Origin of the sequence: Thiohalospira halophila DSM 15071, assembly GCF_900112605.1 — a bacterium.
In the GTDB taxonomy this organism is placed as follows: Bacteria; Pseudomonadota; Gammaproteobacteria; order Thiohalospirales; family Thiohalospiraceae; genus Thiohalospira; species Thiohalospira halophila.
The window spans coordinates 17367-34197 of the sequence record NZ_FOMJ01000006.1 but is presented as its reverse complement, the minus strand read 5'-3'; the positions used below and the strand labels follow the sequence as shown (position 1 = coordinate 34197).

Sequence of the window (16831 nt, the reverse complement as noted above, 5' to 3'; positions counted from 1 at the left end):
TCTGGAGGAAACCCATGCCGTACCTCGCCAACGTTGCCCTGGCCGCCTGGCTCATCCTCACCGGCCTCATCGACCTGGCCCACCTGCGATTCCTTCACGACGACCTCATCATGGGCGTGCTGGCGGTGGTGGCCGGGGCGCTCCAGCTCATGCGCCGCTAGTGCCGGCCCTTTCGGCCTCCAGCAGTCGCTCGGTGAGCGGCCCCTGGGCATCGCTGACCTCGATGGAGCGATGGGGGTAGGGGATCTCCACGCCGGCCTCGCCGAAGGCGGTCTTGAGCCGCTTGAGGTACTCCCGGCCGCACTCCCACTGGTGGCCGGGGCGGGTGATAATACGCCCCTTGATGACGATGGCGGAGTCGGCGAACTCATTGACGCCGAAGATCTCCACCGGCTGCGAGATGAGCGGGCCGAAGTAGTCGTCGGCCCGGAGTTCATCCCCTACCCGCTGCATGATGCCGATGACCTGGTCCGGCTCCGAGTTGTAGGAGACGCCGATATCCATGACATAGGCGGACCAGTCCTTGGTCATGTTGGAGACCGAGGTGATGGCGCCGTTGGGGAGCACGTGGACCGTCCCCGCCAGGTCGCGCAGGACCACGGTGCGGAAGTTCAGCCGCTCCACCACGCCGGCGGTGCCGTTGATGATGGCCACATCGCCCACCCGGATCTGGTTCTCGAGGATGAAGAAGAAGCCGGTGATGACGTCGCGCACCAGGTTCTGCGCGCCGAATCCCACCGCCAGTCCGAGGACGCCGGCGCCGGCGAGCAGCGGCGCGATATCCACCCCCAGCTCGCGGAGTATCACCATGGCCACTATCACCCCGATGGCGATGCCGGCCCCCTGGCGTAGCAGGCGGGTGAGCGTCTCAGCGCGCTTGGCGGCCTCGGGGCCGCTCTCCTGGTCGCCGGCGGCGCGCTCCACCAGGCGGCGCTCCATGCGGGCGAGGGCGGCCCGGACCAGGCGCATGGCCACCCAGGCGACGACGAGGATGAGCACTACCCGCAGGCCCGTCGTGATCAGGGTCTGCCACGGGATGCTGGAGAGGAGGGTCTTGGGGTCCATGGTTCCGGGCTCCTTGGGGCACGTCTTCGCGTTCGCCGGAAGCGGGGTTAATGGCCATACTGCCTCGAGGCAGGATATCGCCAAAGCGTAATCACAACCGCGGCAACCGTCGAGAAAGAACATGACTACCGAGTGGCCGGCAATCCGGATCGAACTACCATCCTGGGTGGACGAGGTCGTCCGGGCCCATCCCGGGCCGCTGGATGATGCCGCCGCCATGGGTCTCGCCATCGCCCTGGCGCGAGGGGTCATGGAACGGGGCGAAGGGGGGCCCTTCGGCGCCGTGGTGGTGGATGCCGCCGGGAATCTGGTGGCGCCGGGGATGAACCGGGTCCTGGCCAGTGGCCAGTCCTGGGCCCACGCCGAGATGATCGCCCTGGCCATTGCCCAGCGGCAATCGGGGACCCACGACCTGGCCACGGCCCCCGGCGCCCCCCTGACCCTGGTGACCGCCGGCGAGCCCTGCGCCATGTGCCTCGGGGCCATCCCCTGGTCGGGGGTGAGCCGGGTGGTGGCCGGTGCCCGGGAGGCCGATATCGCCGCCGCCGGTTTCGATGAGGGGGACAAGCCGGCGGCCGGCCTCGAGTCCCTGGGCCGGCGCGGCATCGAGGTCCGGCGCGACGTTCGACGGGCGGAGGCGGCGCGGGTCCTCAGCGACTACGCGGCGGCCGGTGGTCCGATCTACTGAATCGCCGGGGCGGCGGAGGGGTGGGGTGTGAGCTACTTCATGGCCCTGCCCCGATCTTCGTGGTAGCTTCCGCCCCTAATCGACAGGGAGGGAAGAACCATGCGCAAGCTCGCCATCGCCGCGGCCCTGGCCGTTGCCCCCGCCACCGCCAGCGCCGACCTCCTCGGCTTCGGGGTCGGGGTGGGCGTCGACTACTGGAATGCCGAGCCCGACGGCTCCACCGCCTACAACGGCGGCGATGTCGATCTTCAGGACGACCTCAAGCTCGATGACTCCGGGGAGTTCCAGGGCTGGGTCTACGCCGAGCACCCGGTCCCCCTCATTCCCAACGTCCGCATCGAGCGGACCAGCATTGCTTCCAGCGGGAGCAATGGTGAAGTGCCGGTGGCAACCTTCGGCGGGTTCGACGTTGATGCCACCGACGTGCAGACCGATCTGGAGCTGGACCAGACCGACTTCATCCTCTACTGGTCGCCCCTGGACAATCTCTTCGAGCTGGACTTCGGTCTGGACGTCAAGCGAGTCTCCGGCAACCTCTACCTGTCCGGTGATGCGCCCGGTGGCGGAGGTAGTGAGACCCTGAACGAGGACCTGGACGGCTGGATCCCGCTGGGCTACCTGGCCGCCGGCGTCCACATCCCCGGCACCGGCCTGGCGGTGAACGCCCGTACCGCCCGGATCTCGGCGGGGGACAACAGCTTAACCGATACCGCTGCCGACGTCTCCTGGACCTCGGCCTTCGGGCTGGGTGTCCGGGTCGGCGTCCGCTCCCAGTCCCTGGACCTGGAGGATGTGGGTGACGTCACCGTGGATACCGACTTCAGCGGCACCTACGCCGGGGTCCACTACATCTTCTAGTCCCCGTCCTCTGCCGGGGGATCGGCGTGGGCGACGGCCCAGACCGTCACCGCCGCGGCCCCGGCCTCCAGCAGGGCCCGGGCCAGCTCCCGGGTGGTGCCGCCGGTGGTGACCACGTCGTCCACGATGGCGATACGGGCCCCGGCCACCGGCCGGCGGATCCGGAAGGCGCCTTGAATGTTGGTCTGTCGGGCGCGGGCATCCAGCCCCGACTGGGCCGCTGTGGCCCGCTGCCGGACGGCGTGGTGCGGCCAGAGGCGCGCATCCGTGGTCCGGGCCACCGGGCGGGCCATTTCCAGGGCCTGGTTGAATCCCCGCTCGGCCAGCCGCCGCCGGTGCAGGGGGACCGGGACCAGGGCATCCACGGACTCCCCGGCAACCGCCTCCGCGAGCACCTCGCCCAGTCCCCGGGCAGCCACCAGATCGCCGTGGAACTTCATGGCGTGGATCAGCCGGTCCACCGGCCAGGCGTACCGGCAGGCCGCGAGGAGGGGGGTGGCGGGTGGTTGCCGACGGCAGGCCGGGCAGGGCTCCGGGCCGTGCCCGGGCTCGCCGCACTCGGGGCAGGGGTCGGGGATCCGGGGGAGGTCGCCCCGACAGCCGGGACAGAGGGGGCCGTCCGCCGGCCCACGGCAGAGGCGGCAGCGCGGCCCCAGGGGGCGGTCCCGGGGCGTCCGTTCCCGTCGGTTCTCGTCAACCATCCGGCCTCCCTGCCGGTTGACAGCGTCCCGGGCCAGATTAGCATGGTCCCCCTAACCGACCCAGGAGCTCCCATGACCGAGACCGAGAACGCGGAGGGCAAAGGCCCGCGCGTGGTGACCGCCGCGAGTGCCCGCTTCGCCGCCAAGATCTTCCACTACGGCAACATCGCGGCGATGCTCGTGCCGCTGCCGCTGGGGATCTTCTGGCTGGGAGCCTCCATGCTGGTCTACGCCATGAACCGCCACAATCCCAACCCGCGGGTGGGCCACTACACCCAGACCGGGGCCACACCGCTCTACGGCGCCGTCGGCCTGGTGGTGGTCGTGGCCACCTTCTTCTCCCGGGGGCTGATGCCGTGGGTGGTCCTCTGGATCTTCTGCGCGGTGATCATCATCCCCTGGTCCATCTACCAGCTGGTGCAGATCCAGCGCGAGGAATGGCACGACACGCCCATTCCCGCCGAACATGACAAGAAATAAGGAACGAGGAGCATGATCGAGATTCCCACGGCCCCGCGCCACGACTGGAGCCGCGCCGAGATCCGCGAGCTCGTGGAGCTGCCCTTCCCGGAGCTCATGTACCGGGCGCAGGCCGCCCACCGGGCCCACTTCGACCCCGCCGAGGTGCAGCTCTCCACCCTGCTCTCCATCAAGACCGGCGCCTGCCCCGAGGACTGCGCCTACTGTCCGCAGTCGGCGCGCTACGATACCGGGCTGGAGCGCGATCGCCTGATGCAGATCGAGGAGGTGGAGGATGCCGCGCGCCAGGCGCGGGATGCCGGGGCCAGCCGCTTCTGCATGGGCGCGGCCTGGCGCAGCCCCCGGGACAAGGACCTGGATACCGTGGCCGAGATGGTCCGCCGGGTCCGCGACCTCGGCATGGAGACCTGCCTCACCGCCGGCATGCTCAGCGACGAGCAGACCACCCGGCTGCGCGAGGCGGGCCTGGACTACTACAACCACAACCTGGATACCTCGCCGGAGTTCTACGGCACCGTGGTGACCACCCGCACCTACCAGGAGCGGCTGGATACCCTGAGCCGGGTTCGCGAGGCGGGGATGAAGGTCTGCGCCGGCGGGATCCTCGGCATGGGCGAGAGTCGCAACGAGCGCGCCGGCCTGCTCCAGCAGCTCGCCACCCTGGATCCCCACCCGGAGAGCGTGCCCATCAACCTGCTCATCCAGGTGGAGGGGACGCCGCTCCACGGCATCGAGGAGCTCGACCCCATCGAGTTCGTGCGCACCATCGCCGCCGCCCGCATCGCCATGCCGGCCTCCCACGTCCGGCTCTCTGCCGGGCGCGAGGACATGGACGACGCCCTCCAGGCGCTGTGCATCTCCGCCGGGGCCAACTCCATCTTCTACGGCGAGAAGCTCCTGACCACCGGCAACGCCGACGTGGAGCGCGACCGGGCGCTGTTCGAGCGCCTGGGCCTGCGGCCCGAGGGGGGCGACTGGGCCGCGGTGGAGGCCGCGGCCGCCGCCGGGGCGTGATGGCCGACGCCGCACAGCGTCTGGGTCCGTTGCTGGCCCGGCGGGAGGCCGAGGGCCTCTACCGGCGTCGCCCCCTGCTGGAATCGGCCCCCGGGGCCCGGGTGGTCCTGGACGGCGTCGAGTACCGCAACTTCGCCAGCAACGACTACCTGGGGCTGGCGGCCCATCCGGAGCCCGCCGCCGCCCTGGCGGGGGGGGCGCGGAGCTGGGGCGCCGGGGCCGGGGCCGCCCACCTGCTGGGGGGGCACGCCGGGCCCCACCAGGCCCTGGAGGCGGAGCTGGCCGCGTTCGTCGGCCGCGAGCGGGCCCTGGTCTTCTCCACCGGCTACATGGCCAACCTCGGGGTCATCGAGGCGCTGGCCGGCCGTCGGGATACCGTCTGGGAGGATCGGCTCAACCACGCCTCCCTCATCGACGGCGCCCGGCTGGCTGGGGCGCGCCTGCGCCGCTACGCCCACGCCGACCCCGCCGACCTGGCACGCCGCCGGGGCGACGATACCGCCCTGGTGGCCACCGACGGCGTTTTCAGCATGGACGGCGACCTTGCCCCCCTGACCGAGCTGGCGGAGGCGGCGGGGAAGAGCTGGCTCATGGTGGACGATGCCCACGGCCTGGGCGTGGTGGGCCCCGGCGGACGGGGCAGCGTCGCCGCCGCCGGGCTGGGGACCGCCGAGGTGCCGGTGCTGGTGGGGACCCTGGGCAAGGCCTTCGGCACCTTCGGCGCCTTCGTCGCCGGCGACGAGGCCCTCATCGAGGCGATGGTGAATACCGCGCGGACCTTCATCTATACCACGGCCCTCCCGCCCGCCGTGGCCGAGGCCACCCGGGCCAGCCTCGCCCTCATCCAGGGCGAGGAGGGCGAGCGCCGCCGGGCCCACCTGGACGCCCTCATCCGGCGTTTCCGGGCCGGGGCGGCCGAGGCCGGGCTGGCGCTCATGGAGTCGCCCACCCCCATCCAGCCCCTGCCGGCGGGGGAGGCGGAGACCGCCTCCGCCTGGGCCGATGCCCTGGGCAAGCGCGGCTTCCGGGTGGCGGCCGTGCGCCCGCCCACGGTCCCGCCGGGGACGGCGCGGCTGCGGGTGAGCCTCACCGCCGACCACACCGAGGCCGAGATCGACGAGCTGGTGGCGGCCCTGGCCGCGACCCGGCCGGCGGAGGTTCCGGCATGAGCGACCTGGCGACCACGGTGCGGGGTAGTGGCCCCGACTGGGCCCTGATCCACGGCTGGGGGCTGCATGGCGGCGTCTGGACCGAGACCGCCGACGCGCTGGCCGGGGACCGCCGGGTGACCATCGTGGATCTCCCGGGCCACGGCGCCAGCCGCGGTCCGGTTCCCTCGACCCTGGCCGGGGCCGCCGCCGAGGTGGCGGAGGTGCTGCCGGAGCGGACGACGCTGGTGGGCTGGTCCCTGGGCGGCCTGGTCGCCCTGCGGCTGGCGCTGGACTTCCCGGAGCGGGTGGCCGCCCTGAAGCTGGTGGCGGCCACGCCCCGCTTCGTCACCGGGGCCGACTGGCCCCACGCCACGCCGCCCGGCGTCCTCCACGACTTCGCCGCTGACCTGGCCCGGGACTATCGCGGCACCCTGCTGCGCTTCCTCGCCCTCCAGGCCCGCGGTTCGGCCACGGCCCGGGAGGATGTCCGCCGCCTGCGCGAGCGGGTCTTCGAGCACGGCGAGCCCGACCATGACGCCCTGGCCCGGGGGCTGGAGTGGCTGGCCGGTAGCGATCTCCGCTCCGAGCTGGCGGGGCTGGCGGTCCCGGTCCACTTCATCGGCGGCCAGCGGGACAACCTGGTCCCGGCGGCCGCCCTGGAGGCCGCCGCCGACCTGGCCCCGGAGGGGCGAACGACCATCCTGGAGGGGGCCGGCCATGCCCCCTTCCTCTCCCACCCCGAGGCCTTCCGGGAGGCGCTGGATGGCTGAGTTCGACGACCAACGGGGCGACAGGCAGCGGGTCCGGCAGCAGATCCGGGCCGCCTTCGACCGGGCCGCCGAGGACTACGATGCCGCCGCCGTCCTCCAGCACCAGGTGGGGGCGCACATGGACGAGCGGCTGGACCTGATACTCATGCAGCCGGAGCGGGTGCTGGATATCGGCACCGGGACCGGCCGGGGGGCCGAGCGGCTGGTGCAGCGCTATCCAAGAGCCGAGGTGATCGCCGCCGACCTGGCCCCGGCCATGGTGGCCCGCGCCCGCCGCCGCGTCGGCGGCTGGTGGCGGGGGGCGAAGGTCCCCTGGCGCGGTCGGCGCCACTTCACCTCCGCCGACCTGGAGGCGCTGCCCTTCCCGGCGGCCAGCTTCGACCTGGTCTTCTCCAACCTCACCCTGCAGTGGTGCGACCCGGCCACGGCCTTCGCCGAGGTACGCCGGGTCCTGCGCCCCGGTGGCCTCTTCCTCTTCACCACCTTCGGCCCGGATACCCTGCATGAACTGCGCGCGGCCTGGGCCACGGTGGACGGGGAGGCCCACGTGAACACCTTCGTGGACATGCACGACCTGGGCGACGAACTGGTCCATGCCGGCCTGGCCGACCCGGTCATGGACATGGAGTACTTCACCCTGACCTATCCGGACGTCCGCGGCCTCATGCGGGATCTCAAGACCATCGGCGCCCAGACCGTCACCGGCGGTCGCCGGGAGGGCCTCATGGGGCGCCGGACCCTGGCCGGCCTGGAGGCCGCCTACGAGCCCTTCCGGACCGCCGAGGGCGTTCTGCCGACCACCTGGGAGGTGGTCCACGGCCACGCCTGGGCCCCGGAGACCACGCCGGCGCAGCAGCGGTCCGAGGATGGTGCCACCACGGTGAGCCTGGACTCCCTGCGGAGTTCGGTGCGCCGGTCATGAGGGGGATCTTCGTCACCGGCACCGACACCGATGTAGGCAAAACCCGGGTGGCCGCCGGCCTGGTGGCCGCCTGGGCCGCCACCGGAGAGGCGGTCTGCGGTCTCAAGCCCGTGGCCGCCGGGGCGGAGGCGACTCCGGCGGGGCTGCGCAACGAGGATGCCGAGGCCCTGCGCGCCGCCGCCTCGGTGGAACTCCCTTACGAGCAGGTTAATCCCGTCTGCCTGGAGCCGCCCATGGCGCCCCACCTGGCGGCCGCCGAGGCCGGCGTGGACCTGGCTACCGCTCCCCTGGCCCGGCGCCTGGAGGCGGCCGTACCCGAGGGCGTGACCGCGGTAGTGGAGGGCGCCGGCGGCTGGCTGGTGCCCACCGCACCGGGGGAGACCCTGGCCGACCTCGCCGAGGCCCTGGGTCTGCCGGTGGTGATGGTGGTGGGCCTGCGCCTGGGCTGCCTCAACCACGCCCTGCTCACTGCGGAGTCCATCGCCGCCCGCGGCCTGCCCCTGGCCGGGTGGGTCGCCAACCACATCGAGCCCGACATGACCGCGGCTGCCGCCAACCGGGATACGCTGGCGGAGCGGCTGTCCGCGCCCCTGCTGGCCGAGTTGACTCATGTGCCGGATGCCACACCGGCCGAGGTGGTGGAATCGCTGCATGGCGCCGTCTCCCGCCTTGGTCGCGAGGTGCTGGCCTGATCCGGATCAATTTCCGTCGGGCCGGAATGGGTCACTCTGGACCGTGCCTCCGGCGGCCCCTGCGCTTGCTTCGTCGATCGCCGGTCGATTACTATTCACAATTACCTTGAGGGGCCCAGGCCCCGGGGCTCCGTTCCGGAATCCGTTCGGTTTGATATAGCGAGGCGTCAAATGACACAGACAATCGCTGACAGCACGGGCACCCGGGAGGGTGCCGTCTCGGCAGCGGACCAGTACAACTACGATATCGTCCGCAAATTTACGATCATGGCCATCATCTGGGGTGTGCTCGGCATGACCACCGGGGTGTACATCGCCTCGGAGCTGGCCTGGCCCTTCCTCAACTTCGGCATCCCCGAGATCAGCTTCGGCCGTCTGCGGCCGGTGCATACCTCCGCGGTGATCTTCGGTTTCGGCGGCAGTGCGCTGTTCGCCACCTCCTACTATGTGGTGCAGCGTACCTGCCAGACCCGGCTGTACAGCGATACCCTGGCCAACTTCACCTTCTGGGGGTGGCAGGTCGCCATCGTGATCTCGGCGCTCAACTACGTCTCGGGTTACACCCAGTCGCGCGAGTACGCGGAGATGACCTGGCCGGTGGACATCCTCATCGCCGTGATCTGGGTGGTCTACTTCTGGATCTATACCCAGACCCTGCGGCGCCGGAGCCAGCCCCACATCTACGTGGCCAACTGGTTCTACATGGCCTTCATCCTGGCCACCGCGCTGCTGCACATCTTCAATAACATGGCGATGCCGGTCTCCCTGTTCAGCTGGGAGTCCTACAGCCTCCACGCCGGGGTTCAGGACGCCATGACCCAGTGGTGGTACGGCCACAACGCGGTGGGCTTCTTCCTGACCGCGGCCTTCCTCGGCATGATGTACTACTTCGTGCCCAAGCAGGCGGAGCGGCCGGTCTACTCCTACCGGCTGTCCATCGTCCACTTCTGGGCGCTGATCTTCCTGTACATGTGGGTGGGTGCGCACCACCTCCACTGGACCGCCCTGCCGGACTGGACCTCCACCCTGGCGGCGACCTTCTCCATCCTGCTGCTGATGCCCTCCTGGGGCGGCATGATCAACGGCATCATGACCCTGTCCGGGGCATGGGAGAAGCTGCGGACCGACCCGATCATGCTCTTTTTGATCACCTCGCTCTCCTTCTACGGCATGTCGACCTTCGAGGGTCCGCTGATGTCGCTGAAGAGCGTGAACGCCCTCTCCCACTACACCGACTGGACCGTGGGTCACGTCCACTCCGGTGCCCTGGGCTGGGTGGCGATGATCACCATCGGCTCCTTCTACCACCTCCTGCCGCGCCTGTACGGCACGCGCCTGTTCAGCCAGAAGCTGGTCTATGCCCACTTCTTCCTGGCGACCATCGGCATCGTGCTTTACATCAGCGCCATGTGGGTGGCCGGTATCGGGCAGGGCCTGCTGCTCCGCGCCTTCGATGAGTACGGCAACCTCGCCTACACCTTCATCGAGACGGTGGAGTTCCTGCACATGCCCTACGCGGTCCGCGCCATCGGTGGCATGTTCTTCGTGGCCGGTATGCTGCTGCTCGCCTACAACGCCTGGATGACCATCCGCCAGGCCAAGCGCGAGAACGCTACCGCCGATGCCTCCATTCCGGCGCCGGCGGCCCACTAAGAACCCGCGAGGGCTGGAGAGAGTCATGAAACACGAAACAATCGAGACCAACGCGGGCTGGCTCATCATCCTGACGCTGCTCGTGATCAGCATCGGGGGCCTGGTGGAGATCGTCCCGCTCTACTACATCGACGAGACGGTCGAGGATGTGGACGGGGTCCGCCCCTACACCCCGCTGGAGCTGCGGGGCCGGGACATGTATCTGCGCGAGGGCTGCTATACCTGCCACTCCCAGATGATCCGGCCCTTCCGCGACGAGGAGCTGCGGTACGGCCACTACTCCCTGGCCGCGGAGTCCAAGTACGACCACCCCTTCCAGTGGGGCTCCAAGCGCACGGGCCCCGACCTGGCCCGCGTGGGCGGCAAGTACTCCAATGAGTGGCACGTCCAGCACCTGAAGGCCCCGCGCTCGGTGGTGCCGGAGTCCATCATGCCGGACTATCCCTGGCTGGTGGAGAACAAGCTGGATTACTCGCAGATCGAGGACCGCATGCGGGCCCTGAAGGCCGTGGGCGTTCCCTACTCCGAGACCCAGCAGGAGTACCAGGCCAACGTCGAGAAGTTCGGCAAGGATGTGGCGGACAAGCTCCACATCCCGAAGGCCGACCAGAACCTGGTGGACGAGGCCCAGCAGGGCAACTACGACGGCGACAACTCCGACATCACGGAGATGGATGCCATCGTGGCGTACCTGCAGGTGCTCGGCACCATGGTCGACTTCAGCAAGTACGACGAGGGTGAGTTCGTCGAGTATCGGTAACCCGATTCAACCGACCCGGTGATACGTATGCAGGATTTCTTTCTCTGGTTCACGGAACTGGACAACAGCAAGATGTTTGCGCTGGTGCTTTTCTTTACCACCTACGTAGGCATCCTCCTCTACGTGTATACCGGGCGGCGGCGCACCGAGCGCCTGGAATCCTACCGGTTCATGCCGCTCAACGAAGGGCACGATGATGCCCCGAAGCGTGAGGACAACAAAGATGAGTGAGCACAACAACCAGAACCAGGGTGAGGTGGAGACCACTGGCCACGCCTGGGACGGTGACCTCCAGGAGTACAACAATCCCCTGCCGCGCTGGTGGCTGTGGACCTTCTACGCCTCGGTCATCTTCGCGGTGGTCTACTGGATCCTCTACCCGGCCTGGCCCGTGGGGGATACCTATACCAAGGGGCTGATGAACACCATCACCTACGAGACCGAGTCCGGTGAGGAGAAGACGACCCACTGGAACACCCGGGCCCTCTTCCTCAAGGAGATGAAGGAGAGCCCCGCGGCGGTGCGTCAGCAGGAGTACCTCGACCAGGTGGCGGATCTCAGCTACGAGGCCATCCAGAACGATCCGGACCTCATGGCCTTCACCCGCTCCTACGCCCGGGGCCTGTTCGGCGACAACTGCGCCGCCTGCCATCAGCAGGGCGGGGGTGGCGTCATGGGCGCCTATCCCAACCTGGTGGACGACGCCTGGCTCTGGGGCGGGGACTTCGCCGATATCAACGAGACGCTCCACCAGGGTCGGCTGGGCTACATGCCCCCGTTTCAGGAGACCTTCACCGAGGAGCAGTTGAACTCGGTGGCGGCCTACGCCCTGAGCCTCTCCGGCCACGACGTGGATCGGCAGCTCGCCTCGCAGGGTGAGGCGATCTTCAACGGCGACACCGGTGGCTGCTACTACTGCCACACCACCGAGGGTACCGGCCGTGAGTCCGTGGGTGCCGCCAATCTCACCGACTCCATCTGGACGGTTGCGGATGTCCCGGGCGCCGACGGCATCGATGCCAAGATGGCGGCCGTGAAGGAGGTCATCCACGACGGCATCCAGCGTCGTATGCCGAAGTTCGGTGACCGCCTCTCCGAGGACGAGATCCGGTTGCTGACGCTCTACGTCCACGAGCTGGGCGGCGGGCAGTAGGCCTCGACAAGCGCGATAAAGGTCGCGAACATGGGTTCGTGACCAACCATAAAAAGAGCCACGGGAGGTCGTGACCAGCGGTTGCGCCTCCCGTTGTCGTTTCCGGCACCCGGAAACGTCGACAGGAGGAAGGGTAGTGCCGGGCAGGCCCGGAATCGGCACCCGGATCTCGTTCGATCCGGGTGGACCGCTTGAATTGCTGGAGGGAAGTCCATGGCAACGGAAACCGCTCAGGAGGGCGCCTACCAGGCGCGCATCCCCATCCACCCTCGCTCGGTCAAGGGTCGGTTCAGGAACCTCAAGTGGGGGATCCTGATCCTTGCCTACGGCGTCTACTTCCTCCTGCCGTGGCTGCGCTGGGACCGGACCACCGGCCCCAGTCAGGCGGTGCAGTTCGACATTCCGGGACGCCAGTTCTATCTCTTCGATCTGACGGTCTTCGCCCAGGATATCTTCTGGCTGGCGGGGCTGCTCATCATCGGCGCCTGGCTGCTGTTCTTTGTCACCGGCATCGCCGGGCGCGTCTTCTGCGGCTATTTCTGCTTCCAGACCCTGTGGACCGACGTCTACATCCTCATCGAGCGACTGGTTCAGGGCGAGCGGCCCAAACGGCTGCGCCTGTCCAAGGGGCCGTGGAACAGCGAGAAGATCACCAAGTACGGGATTACGCACATCCTGTGGCTGGCCATGGCCTTCCTCACCGGGCTGACCTTCACCATGTACTGGACCGATGCCCCCACACTGGTCCAGCAGTTCTTCACGGGGCAGGCGCCCTATCCGGCCTACTTCACCACCGGCTTCCTGACGCTGACCACCTACATCATGGCCGGCCACGCCCGGGAGCAGGTCTGCACCTACATGTGCCCCTACGCCCGCTTCCAGAGCGCCATGTTCAACATGGACACCCTCATCGTCAGCTACGACACCAACCGGGGGGAGCGCGAGCAGGGGCGGCACAAGGTGGCCAAGGGGCTGAAGACGCCGGAGGAGCGGCGCGAGAAGGGCTACGGCGACTGCATTGACTGCGGCTATTGCGTCCAGGTCTGCCCGGTCGGGATCGACATCCGCAACGGCCTGCAGTACCAGTGCATCTCCTGCGCTCTGTGCATCGACGCCTGCGATAACATCATGGACCAGATGGGTTACCCGCGCGGCCTGGTGCGTTACACCTCCGAGCGGGAACTGGAGGGGGGCAAGACCCACTTCCTCAAGCCCAAGAACTTCGGGTACGCCGCGGCGATACTGGTGGCGTCCGGGGCGCTCATCTACAGCATCGCGACCCGGGCGCCGATGGAGTTCTTTGCCGCCCAGGTGCGTCAACCGTTGTCGGTGACCCTCTCGGATGGCCGGATCCAGAACCGGTACAATCTGAAGGTGTCCAACAAGACCACTGAACCCATCGATTACCGGATCCGGCTGGAGGGGCTGCAAGGTGCCTCCATGGATCTCGGCGGCTACGAGACCATCACCGTGGAGGCCGAACGGTCGAGCCGAGTGCAGGCCAAGGTCCGGGTGGAACCCGACCTCCTCACCGGGGAACAGACCCACTTCCGCTTCGTAATGGACCCGGTGAATGACGCCTACCAGCCCCTGAAAGCGGAGGCGACCTTCCATGGGCCCGATTGAGGTAACAACCTGATGCAGACCATGCTCCTGACCCTCGTCGGTGGCGCCATCGCCATCGTCCTGGTCTTCCTCCTGCTGCGGCTGCGCGGCGGGGACCCCAAGGTGGGGGCGCTCGCCGCCGCCTTCCCGGTAGTGGCAGCCTATACCGTATGGGCTGCCACCGACTGGCCGGGGATGGACGTCTATGCCATGCACCTGGCGGTCTACTTCGTTACCGCCTACGCCCTGGCCATCATCGGCCTGCAGCAGCGCAAGGGCCGGTTCCGGTTCCACTGGGGTCCGGCCCTCATCGTCGCCTTCTTCGGTGTCGTGATCAGCGTTAACGCCGTCTTCCTGACCCTGGCCAATGGCGGCCTCGGACCGGAGGCCACCGCGTGGCTCCTGCCCGAGCCGGACAGCGGCGCCGAGGTCCAGTCCCACTTTCCCGGCACCGTGGCCCGGGACTACCAGGAGAAGGAAGAGCTCTACAATCGCTACCTGGAGCGCGTCGAGGAGCAGCGCGAGCGGGGCTGGCAGGTCACCCAGGGCTTCCTGGACCCGCCGGTGGCCGGTCAGCGGGAGGCCTTCCAGGTTAAGGTGACCACCCGGAAGGGGGAGCCCCTGGACGGGGCGACCGTGAGCGGCAAGTTCCTCCGGCCCGCCAACAAGGATCTCGACGTCTCCTTCGAGCTCCAGCAGGTCGGGCCCGGCCTCTACCGCAGCGACCTCCGGCTGCCGGCCCCCGGCCGCTGGGACCTCGCCATGACCATCGAGCGCGCCGGCGCCACCCACGAGGTCCATGCCCGAACCCGCATCAACGACGACTCCTGAGGAAGGGGCGGAGCCCGCCGCCTGCGAGTGCTTCCACTGCGGCCTGCCGGTCCCGGCCGGCGCTGACTACCGCGTTACTATCGATGGCGCGGAGCAGCCCATGTGCTGCCCCGGCTGCCAGGCGGTGGCCAGCGCCATCGTGGACGCCGGTCTCACCGACTACTACCGCCATCGCACGGAGAAGGCGCGCAACGCCGGTGAGCTGATCCCGGAGGCCCTGGCGGAACTCGACCTCTATGATCGCGAGTCCATCCAGCGCAGCTTCGTCGCCGTGGACGAGGACGACGTCCGCGAGGCGTCGCTGATCCTGGAGGGGATCACCTGCGCCGCCTGCGTCTGGCTCTCCGAGCGCCATGTCCGCGGCCTCGAGGGCGTCCTGGATTTCCAGGTAAACTACGCCACCCACCGGGCTCGGGTCCGCTGGGATTCCTCCCGGATCGCGCTCTCCGACATCCTCCGGGCCATCGCCGCCATCGGCTACCGCGCCCACCCCTTCGACCCGGGCCAGCAGGAGTCGCTCTACAAGCGCGAGCGCGGCGCCGCCCTGCGCCGCCTGGCCGTGGCCGGCCTGGGTACCATGCAGGTCATGATGCTCGCCGTCGCCCTCTACGCCGGCCACCAGTACGGCATCGATGCGCAGATGCAGCAGTTCCTGCGCTGGGTCAGCCTCCTGCTGGCCACGCCGGTGGTCTTCTACGCCGGCTGGCCTTTCTTTACCTCCGCCTGGCGCGATCTCAAGAGCGGCAGCGCCGGCATGGACGTCCCCGTGAGCCTGGCCGTCGCCTCCACTTGGGGCGCCTCCGCCTGGGCCACGGTGACCGGTAGCGGGGAGGTCTACTTCGAATCGGCGACCATGTTCGTCTTCTTCCTGCTTACGTCCCGCTTCCTGGAGATGGGGGTGCGCCACCGCGCCGGCCAGGCGGTGGAGGCCGTCGGGCGGCTCCTGCCGGCGACGGCCACCCGGATCACCGCCGACGGGGGCGAGGAGACGGTGCCGGTGAGCGACCTCGCCCCCGGCGATCGGGTCCGGGTGCGGCCCGGCGACCCCGTGCCGGCGGATGGCGAGGTGGTGAACGGCCACTCCGCCACCGACGAGTCCCTGCTTACCGGGGAATCCCTGCCGGTGCCGCGGGGGGAGGGCGACGAGGTGGTCGGCGGCAGCGTCAACCGCGACAGCCCCCTGGAGGTCACTGTCCGTCGGGTGGGGCCGGATACCGTGGTCGCCGGGATCCAGCGCCTGCTCGATCGCGCCCAGAGCGAGAAGCCGGCCATCGCCCGCATGGCCGAACGCGGCACCGGCGTCTTCGTCCTCGGCGTCCTGATCCTCGCGGCAGTGGCCGGCGGCGCCTGGACCTGGGCAGTGGATGCCGCCACCGGCTTCTGGGTCGCCGTGGCCGTGCTGGTGGCCAGCTGCCCCTGCGCCCTGGCCCTGGCGACGCCGGTGGCGGTTACCGCCAGCGTGGGAGCACTCACTCGCCTGGGGCTGCTCACCACCCGGGGCCACGCCCTGGACGGGCTGGCCGGGGTCCACCGGATCCTCTTCGACAAGACCGGGACCCTGACTCGAGGTGAGCCCTCGCTTACCGAGACGGTTTCTCTGCGCGGGGAGGGCGACGAGGCGCTGGCCATCGCTGCCGCCCTGGAGGCGGGGACCAGCCACCCGCTGGGTCGTGCCCTGGTGGCCGCCGGCCCCGGTACGCCCCCCGCGGTGGAGGCGCTCACCAACCGCCCGGGGCTCGGCGTCACCGGCCGGGTCGACGGGGTCGAGTACTGGCTGGGCAGCCCCGACTTCATCCGCGCCGAGTGCCCCGGCACCGCCCATCGCGACGCCATGGAGTCCACCGTGGCCGCCCATCCGGCCGCCACCCCGGTGGCCCTCGCCGATGCTGAAGGCATCCGGGCCCTCTTTCTGCTCGCCGATACTCTGCGTGAGGATGCCGCCGGGACCATCGCCGACCTCCGCCGGCGCGGCCTGAGCGTGGCCATCCTCTCCGGGGATCGGCCGGCCACCGTGGCGGCGGTGGCCGGGCAGCTGGGGATCGAGGAGTACCGCGGCGGCCTGGACCCGGCGGGCAAGCTCGCGGTGGTGCAGGAATATCAGTCCCGCGGCGAGCGGGTTGCGGTGGTGGGGGACGGCGTCAACGACGCCCCGGTCCTGGCGGGGGCCGATGTCTCGGTGGCCATGGCCCGGGCCACCGAGCTCGCCCACGCCAGTGCCGACCTCATCCTCCAGGGCGATCGCCTGCCTGCCCTGGCCGAGGCGGTGGATCGCGCCCGCGCTACCCATCGGGTGATCCGCCAGAACATCGCCTGGGCCCTGGGGTACAACCTCGTCGCCCTGCCGGTAGCGGCGGCCGGCTGGCTGACCCCCTGGCTCGCCGCCCTGGGCATGTCGCTCTCCTCGCTCATCGTGGTGACCAACGCCCTGCGGCTGGCCGCGCGCGGCCGGGAGTAGGTGCTCACAACCGTACGGGGTGGTCCCGAGGCC

Annotated in this window: 18 protein-coding genes; 16 read left to right on the top strand and 2 right to left on the bottom strand. The window is 69.6% G+C overall.

What is annotated here, in order from left to right; translation table 11 throughout:
- Positions 1-14: 14 nt before the first annotated feature.
- A complete protein-coding gene (locus tag BM272_RS13845) occupies positions 15-161 on the top strand; it encodes a hypothetical protein (protein ID WP_162841050.1) in 147 nt (48 codons plus the stop codon).
- Here BM272_RS13845 and BM272_RS08955 read toward each other — a convergent pair.
- The gene (locus BM272_RS08955) at positions 148-1065 is read right to left on the bottom strand and encodes a mechanosensitive ion channel family protein (RefSeq protein ID WP_093428449.1); all 918 of its coding nucleotides are present in this window, start codon (positions 1063-1065) and stop codon (positions 148-150) included. The two genes, BM272_RS13845 and BM272_RS08955, sit on opposite strands and share 14 nt — an antisense overlap.
- Before the next feature lie 121 nt (positions 1066-1186).
- On the opposite strand from BM272_RS08955, the gene BM272_RS08950 reads away from it, so the two are divergent.
- Both BM272_RS08950 and BM272_RS08945 read left to right on the top strand, forming a co-directional pair.
- Entirely contained in the window at positions 1187-1753 is a 567-nt protein-coding gene (locus tag BM272_RS08950) for a nucleoside deaminase (protein WP_093428448.1), read from the top strand.
- A 99-nt stretch (positions 1754-1852) separates the two neighbouring features.
- Positions 1853-2611 (top strand): TIGR04219 family outer membrane beta-barrel protein, encoded by a 759-nt coding sequence (locus tag BM272_RS08945; RefSeq protein WP_093428447.1) that lies wholly within the window; start codon positions 1853-1855, stop codon positions 2609-2611.
- On the opposite strand, the gene BM272_RS08940 is transcribed toward BM272_RS08945, so the two are convergent.
- Positions 2608-3312, bottom strand: a complete 705-nt coding sequence (locus tag BM272_RS08940; protein ID WP_093428446.1) for a ComF family protein — start codon at positions 3310-3312, stop codon at positions 2608-2610. The genes BM272_RS08945 and BM272_RS08940 overlap by 4 nt on opposite strands.
- 72 nt (positions 3313-3384) lie before the next feature.
- On the opposite strand from BM272_RS08940, the gene BM272_RS08935 reads away from it, so the two are divergent.
- From BM272_RS08935 to BM272_RS08875, 13 genes are all read left to right on the top strand, one after another.
- Positions 3385-3792: a hypothetical protein gene (locus BM272_RS08935; protein WP_093428445.1), complete on the top strand. Its 408-nt coding sequence runs from the start codon at positions 3385-3387 to the stop codon at positions 3790-3792.
- 12 nt (positions 3793-3804) lie between these two features.
- Positions 3805-4806, top strand: coding sequence for a biotin synthase BioB (gene bioB / locus BM272_RS08930; protein WP_093428444.1), 1002 nt, complete (start codon positions 3805-3807; stop codon positions 4804-4806).
- Positions 4806-5975 (top strand): 8-amino-7-oxononanoate synthase, encoded by a 1170-nt coding sequence (gene bioF, locus BM272_RS08925; RefSeq protein ID WP_093428443.1) that lies wholly within the window; start codon positions 4806-4808, stop codon positions 5973-5975. Before bioB ends, bioF begins: the two co-directional genes overlap by 1 nt.
- The gene (gene bioH / locus BM272_RS08920) at positions 5972-6727 is read left to right on the top strand and encodes a pimeloyl-ACP methyl ester esterase BioH (protein WP_093428442.1); all 756 of its coding nucleotides are present in this window, start codon (positions 5972-5974) and stop codon (positions 6725-6727) included. Before bioF ends, bioH begins: the two co-directional genes overlap by 4 nt.
- Positions 6720-7649, top strand: a complete 930-nt coding sequence (bioC, locus tag BM272_RS08915; RefSeq protein ID WP_093428441.1) for a malonyl-ACP O-methyltransferase BioC — start codon at positions 6720-6722, stop codon at positions 7647-7649. Before bioH ends, bioC begins: the two co-directional genes overlap by 8 nt.
- A complete protein-coding gene (gene bioD, locus BM272_RS08910; protein WP_093428440.1) occupies positions 7646-8341 on the top strand; it encodes a dethiobiotin synthase in 696 nt (231 codons plus the stop codon). Before bioC ends, bioD begins: the two co-directional genes overlap by 4 nt.
- Before the next feature lie 171 nt (positions 8342-8512).
- Complete coding sequence (ccoN, locus tag BM272_RS08905) at positions 8513-9994, top strand: cytochrome-c oxidase, cbb3-type subunit I (protein WP_093428439.1); 1482 nt, start codon at positions 8513-8515, stop codon at positions 9992-9994.
- A gap of 25 nt (positions 9995-10019) precedes the next feature.
- Positions 10020-10754, top strand: coding sequence for a cytochrome-c oxidase, cbb3-type subunit II (gene ccoO / locus BM272_RS08900; protein ID WP_093428438.1), 735 nt, complete (start codon positions 10020-10022; stop codon positions 10752-10754).
- Between the two features lie 27 nt (positions 10755-10781).
- Positions 10782-10985: a CcoQ/FixQ family Cbb3-type cytochrome c oxidase assembly chaperone gene (locus BM272_RS08895; RefSeq protein WP_093428437.1), complete on the top strand. Its 204-nt coding sequence runs from the start codon at positions 10782-10784 to the stop codon at positions 10983-10985.
- Positions 10978-11907: a cytochrome-c oxidase, cbb3-type subunit III gene (gene ccoP, locus BM272_RS08890; RefSeq protein ID WP_093428436.1), complete on the top strand. Its 930-nt coding sequence runs from the start codon at positions 10978-10980 to the stop codon at positions 11905-11907. Before BM272_RS08895 ends, ccoP begins: the two co-directional genes overlap by 8 nt.
- Before the next feature lie 213 nt (positions 11908-12120).
- Positions 12121-13533 carry a cytochrome c oxidase accessory protein CcoG gene (ccoG, locus tag BM272_RS08885; RefSeq protein WP_093428435.1) on the top strand — a complete coding sequence of 471 codons (1413 nt, stop codon included), beginning with the start codon at positions 12121-12123 and terminating at the stop codon, positions 13531-13533.
- A 12-nt stretch (positions 13534-13545) separates the two neighbouring features.
- Positions 13546-14343 carry a FixH family protein gene (locus BM272_RS08880; RefSeq protein ID WP_093428434.1) on the top strand — a complete coding sequence of 266 codons (798 nt, stop codon included), beginning with the start codon at positions 13546-13548 and terminating at the stop codon, positions 14341-14343.
- Positions 14312-16798, top strand: coding sequence for a heavy metal translocating P-type ATPase (locus BM272_RS08875; RefSeq protein WP_093428433.1), 2487 nt, complete (start codon positions 14312-14314; stop codon positions 16796-16798). The genes BM272_RS08880 and BM272_RS08875 overlap by 32 nt, the downstream gene beginning before the upstream one ends.
- Positions 16799-16831: the final 33 nt, after the last annotated feature.

Excerpts from the sequence above, each read along its gene's own strand:
- ccoP (WP_093428436.1), top strand. The coding sequence starts at position 10,978 with ATGAGTGAGCACAACAACCAGAACCAGGGTGAGGTGGAGACCACTGGC.
- ccoG (WP_093428435.1), top strand. The coding sequence starts at position 12,121 with ATGGCAACGGAAACCGCTCAGGAGGGCGCCTACCAGGCGCGCATCCCC.
- ccoO (WP_093428438.1), top strand. The coding sequence starts at position 10,020 with ATGAAACACGAAACAATCGAGACCAACGCGGGCTGGCTCATCATCCTG.
- BM272_RS08935 (WP_093428445.1), top strand. The coding sequence starts at position 3,385 with ATGACCGAGACCGAGAACGCGGAGGGCAAAGGCCCGCGCGTGGTGACC.
- bioF (WP_093428443.1), top strand. The coding sequence starts at position 4,806 with ATGGCCGACGCCGCACAGCGTCTGGGTCCGTTGCTGGCCCGGCGGGAG.
- bioB (WP_093428444.1), top strand. The coding sequence starts at position 3,805 with ATGATCGAGATTCCCACGGCCCCGCGCCACGACTGGAGCCGCGCCGAG.
- BM272_RS08940 (WP_093428446.1), bottom strand. The coding sequence starts at position 3,312 with ATGGTTGACGAGAACCGACGGGAACGGACGCCCCGGGACCGCCCCCTG.
- BM272_RS13845 (WP_162841050.1), top strand. The coding sequence starts at position 15 with ATGCCGTACCTCGCCAACGTTGCCCTGGCCGCCTGGCTCATCCTCACC.
- BM272_RS08880 (WP_093428434.1), top strand. The coding sequence starts at position 13,546 with ATGCAGACCATGCTCCTGACCCTCGTCGGTGGCGCCATCGCCATCGTC.
- ccoN (WP_093428439.1), top strand. The coding sequence starts at position 8,513 with ATGACACAGACAATCGCTGACAGCACGGGCACCCGGGAGGGTGCCGTC.
- BM272_RS08895 (WP_093428437.1), top strand. The coding sequence starts at position 10,782 with ATGCAGGATTTCTTTCTCTGGTTCACGGAACTGGACAACAGCAAGATG.
- bioD (WP_093428440.1), top strand. The coding sequence starts at position 7,646 with ATGAGGGGGATCTTCGTCACCGGCACCGACACCGATGTAGGCAAAACC.
- BM272_RS08955 (WP_093428449.1), bottom strand. The coding sequence starts at position 1,065 with ATGGACCCCAAGACCCTCCTCTCCAGCATCCCGTGGCAGACCCTGATC.
- bioC (WP_093428441.1), top strand. The coding sequence starts at position 6,720 with ATGGCTGAGTTCGACGACCAACGGGGCGACAGGCAGCGGGTCCGGCAG.
- BM272_RS08875 (WP_093428433.1), top strand. The coding sequence starts at position 14,312 with ATGCCCGAACCCGCATCAACGACGACTCCTGAGGAAGGGGCGGAGCCC.
- BM272_RS08945 (WP_093428447.1), top strand. The coding sequence starts at position 1,853 with ATGCGCAAGCTCGCCATCGCCGCGGCCCTGGCCGTTGCCCCCGCCACC.
- BM272_RS08950 (WP_093428448.1), top strand. The coding sequence starts at position 1,187 with ATGACTACCGAGTGGCCGGCAATCCGGATCGAACTACCATCCTGGGTG.
- bioH (WP_093428442.1), top strand. The coding sequence starts at position 5,972 with ATGAGCGACCTGGCGACCACGGTGCGGGGTAGTGGCCCCGACTGGGCC.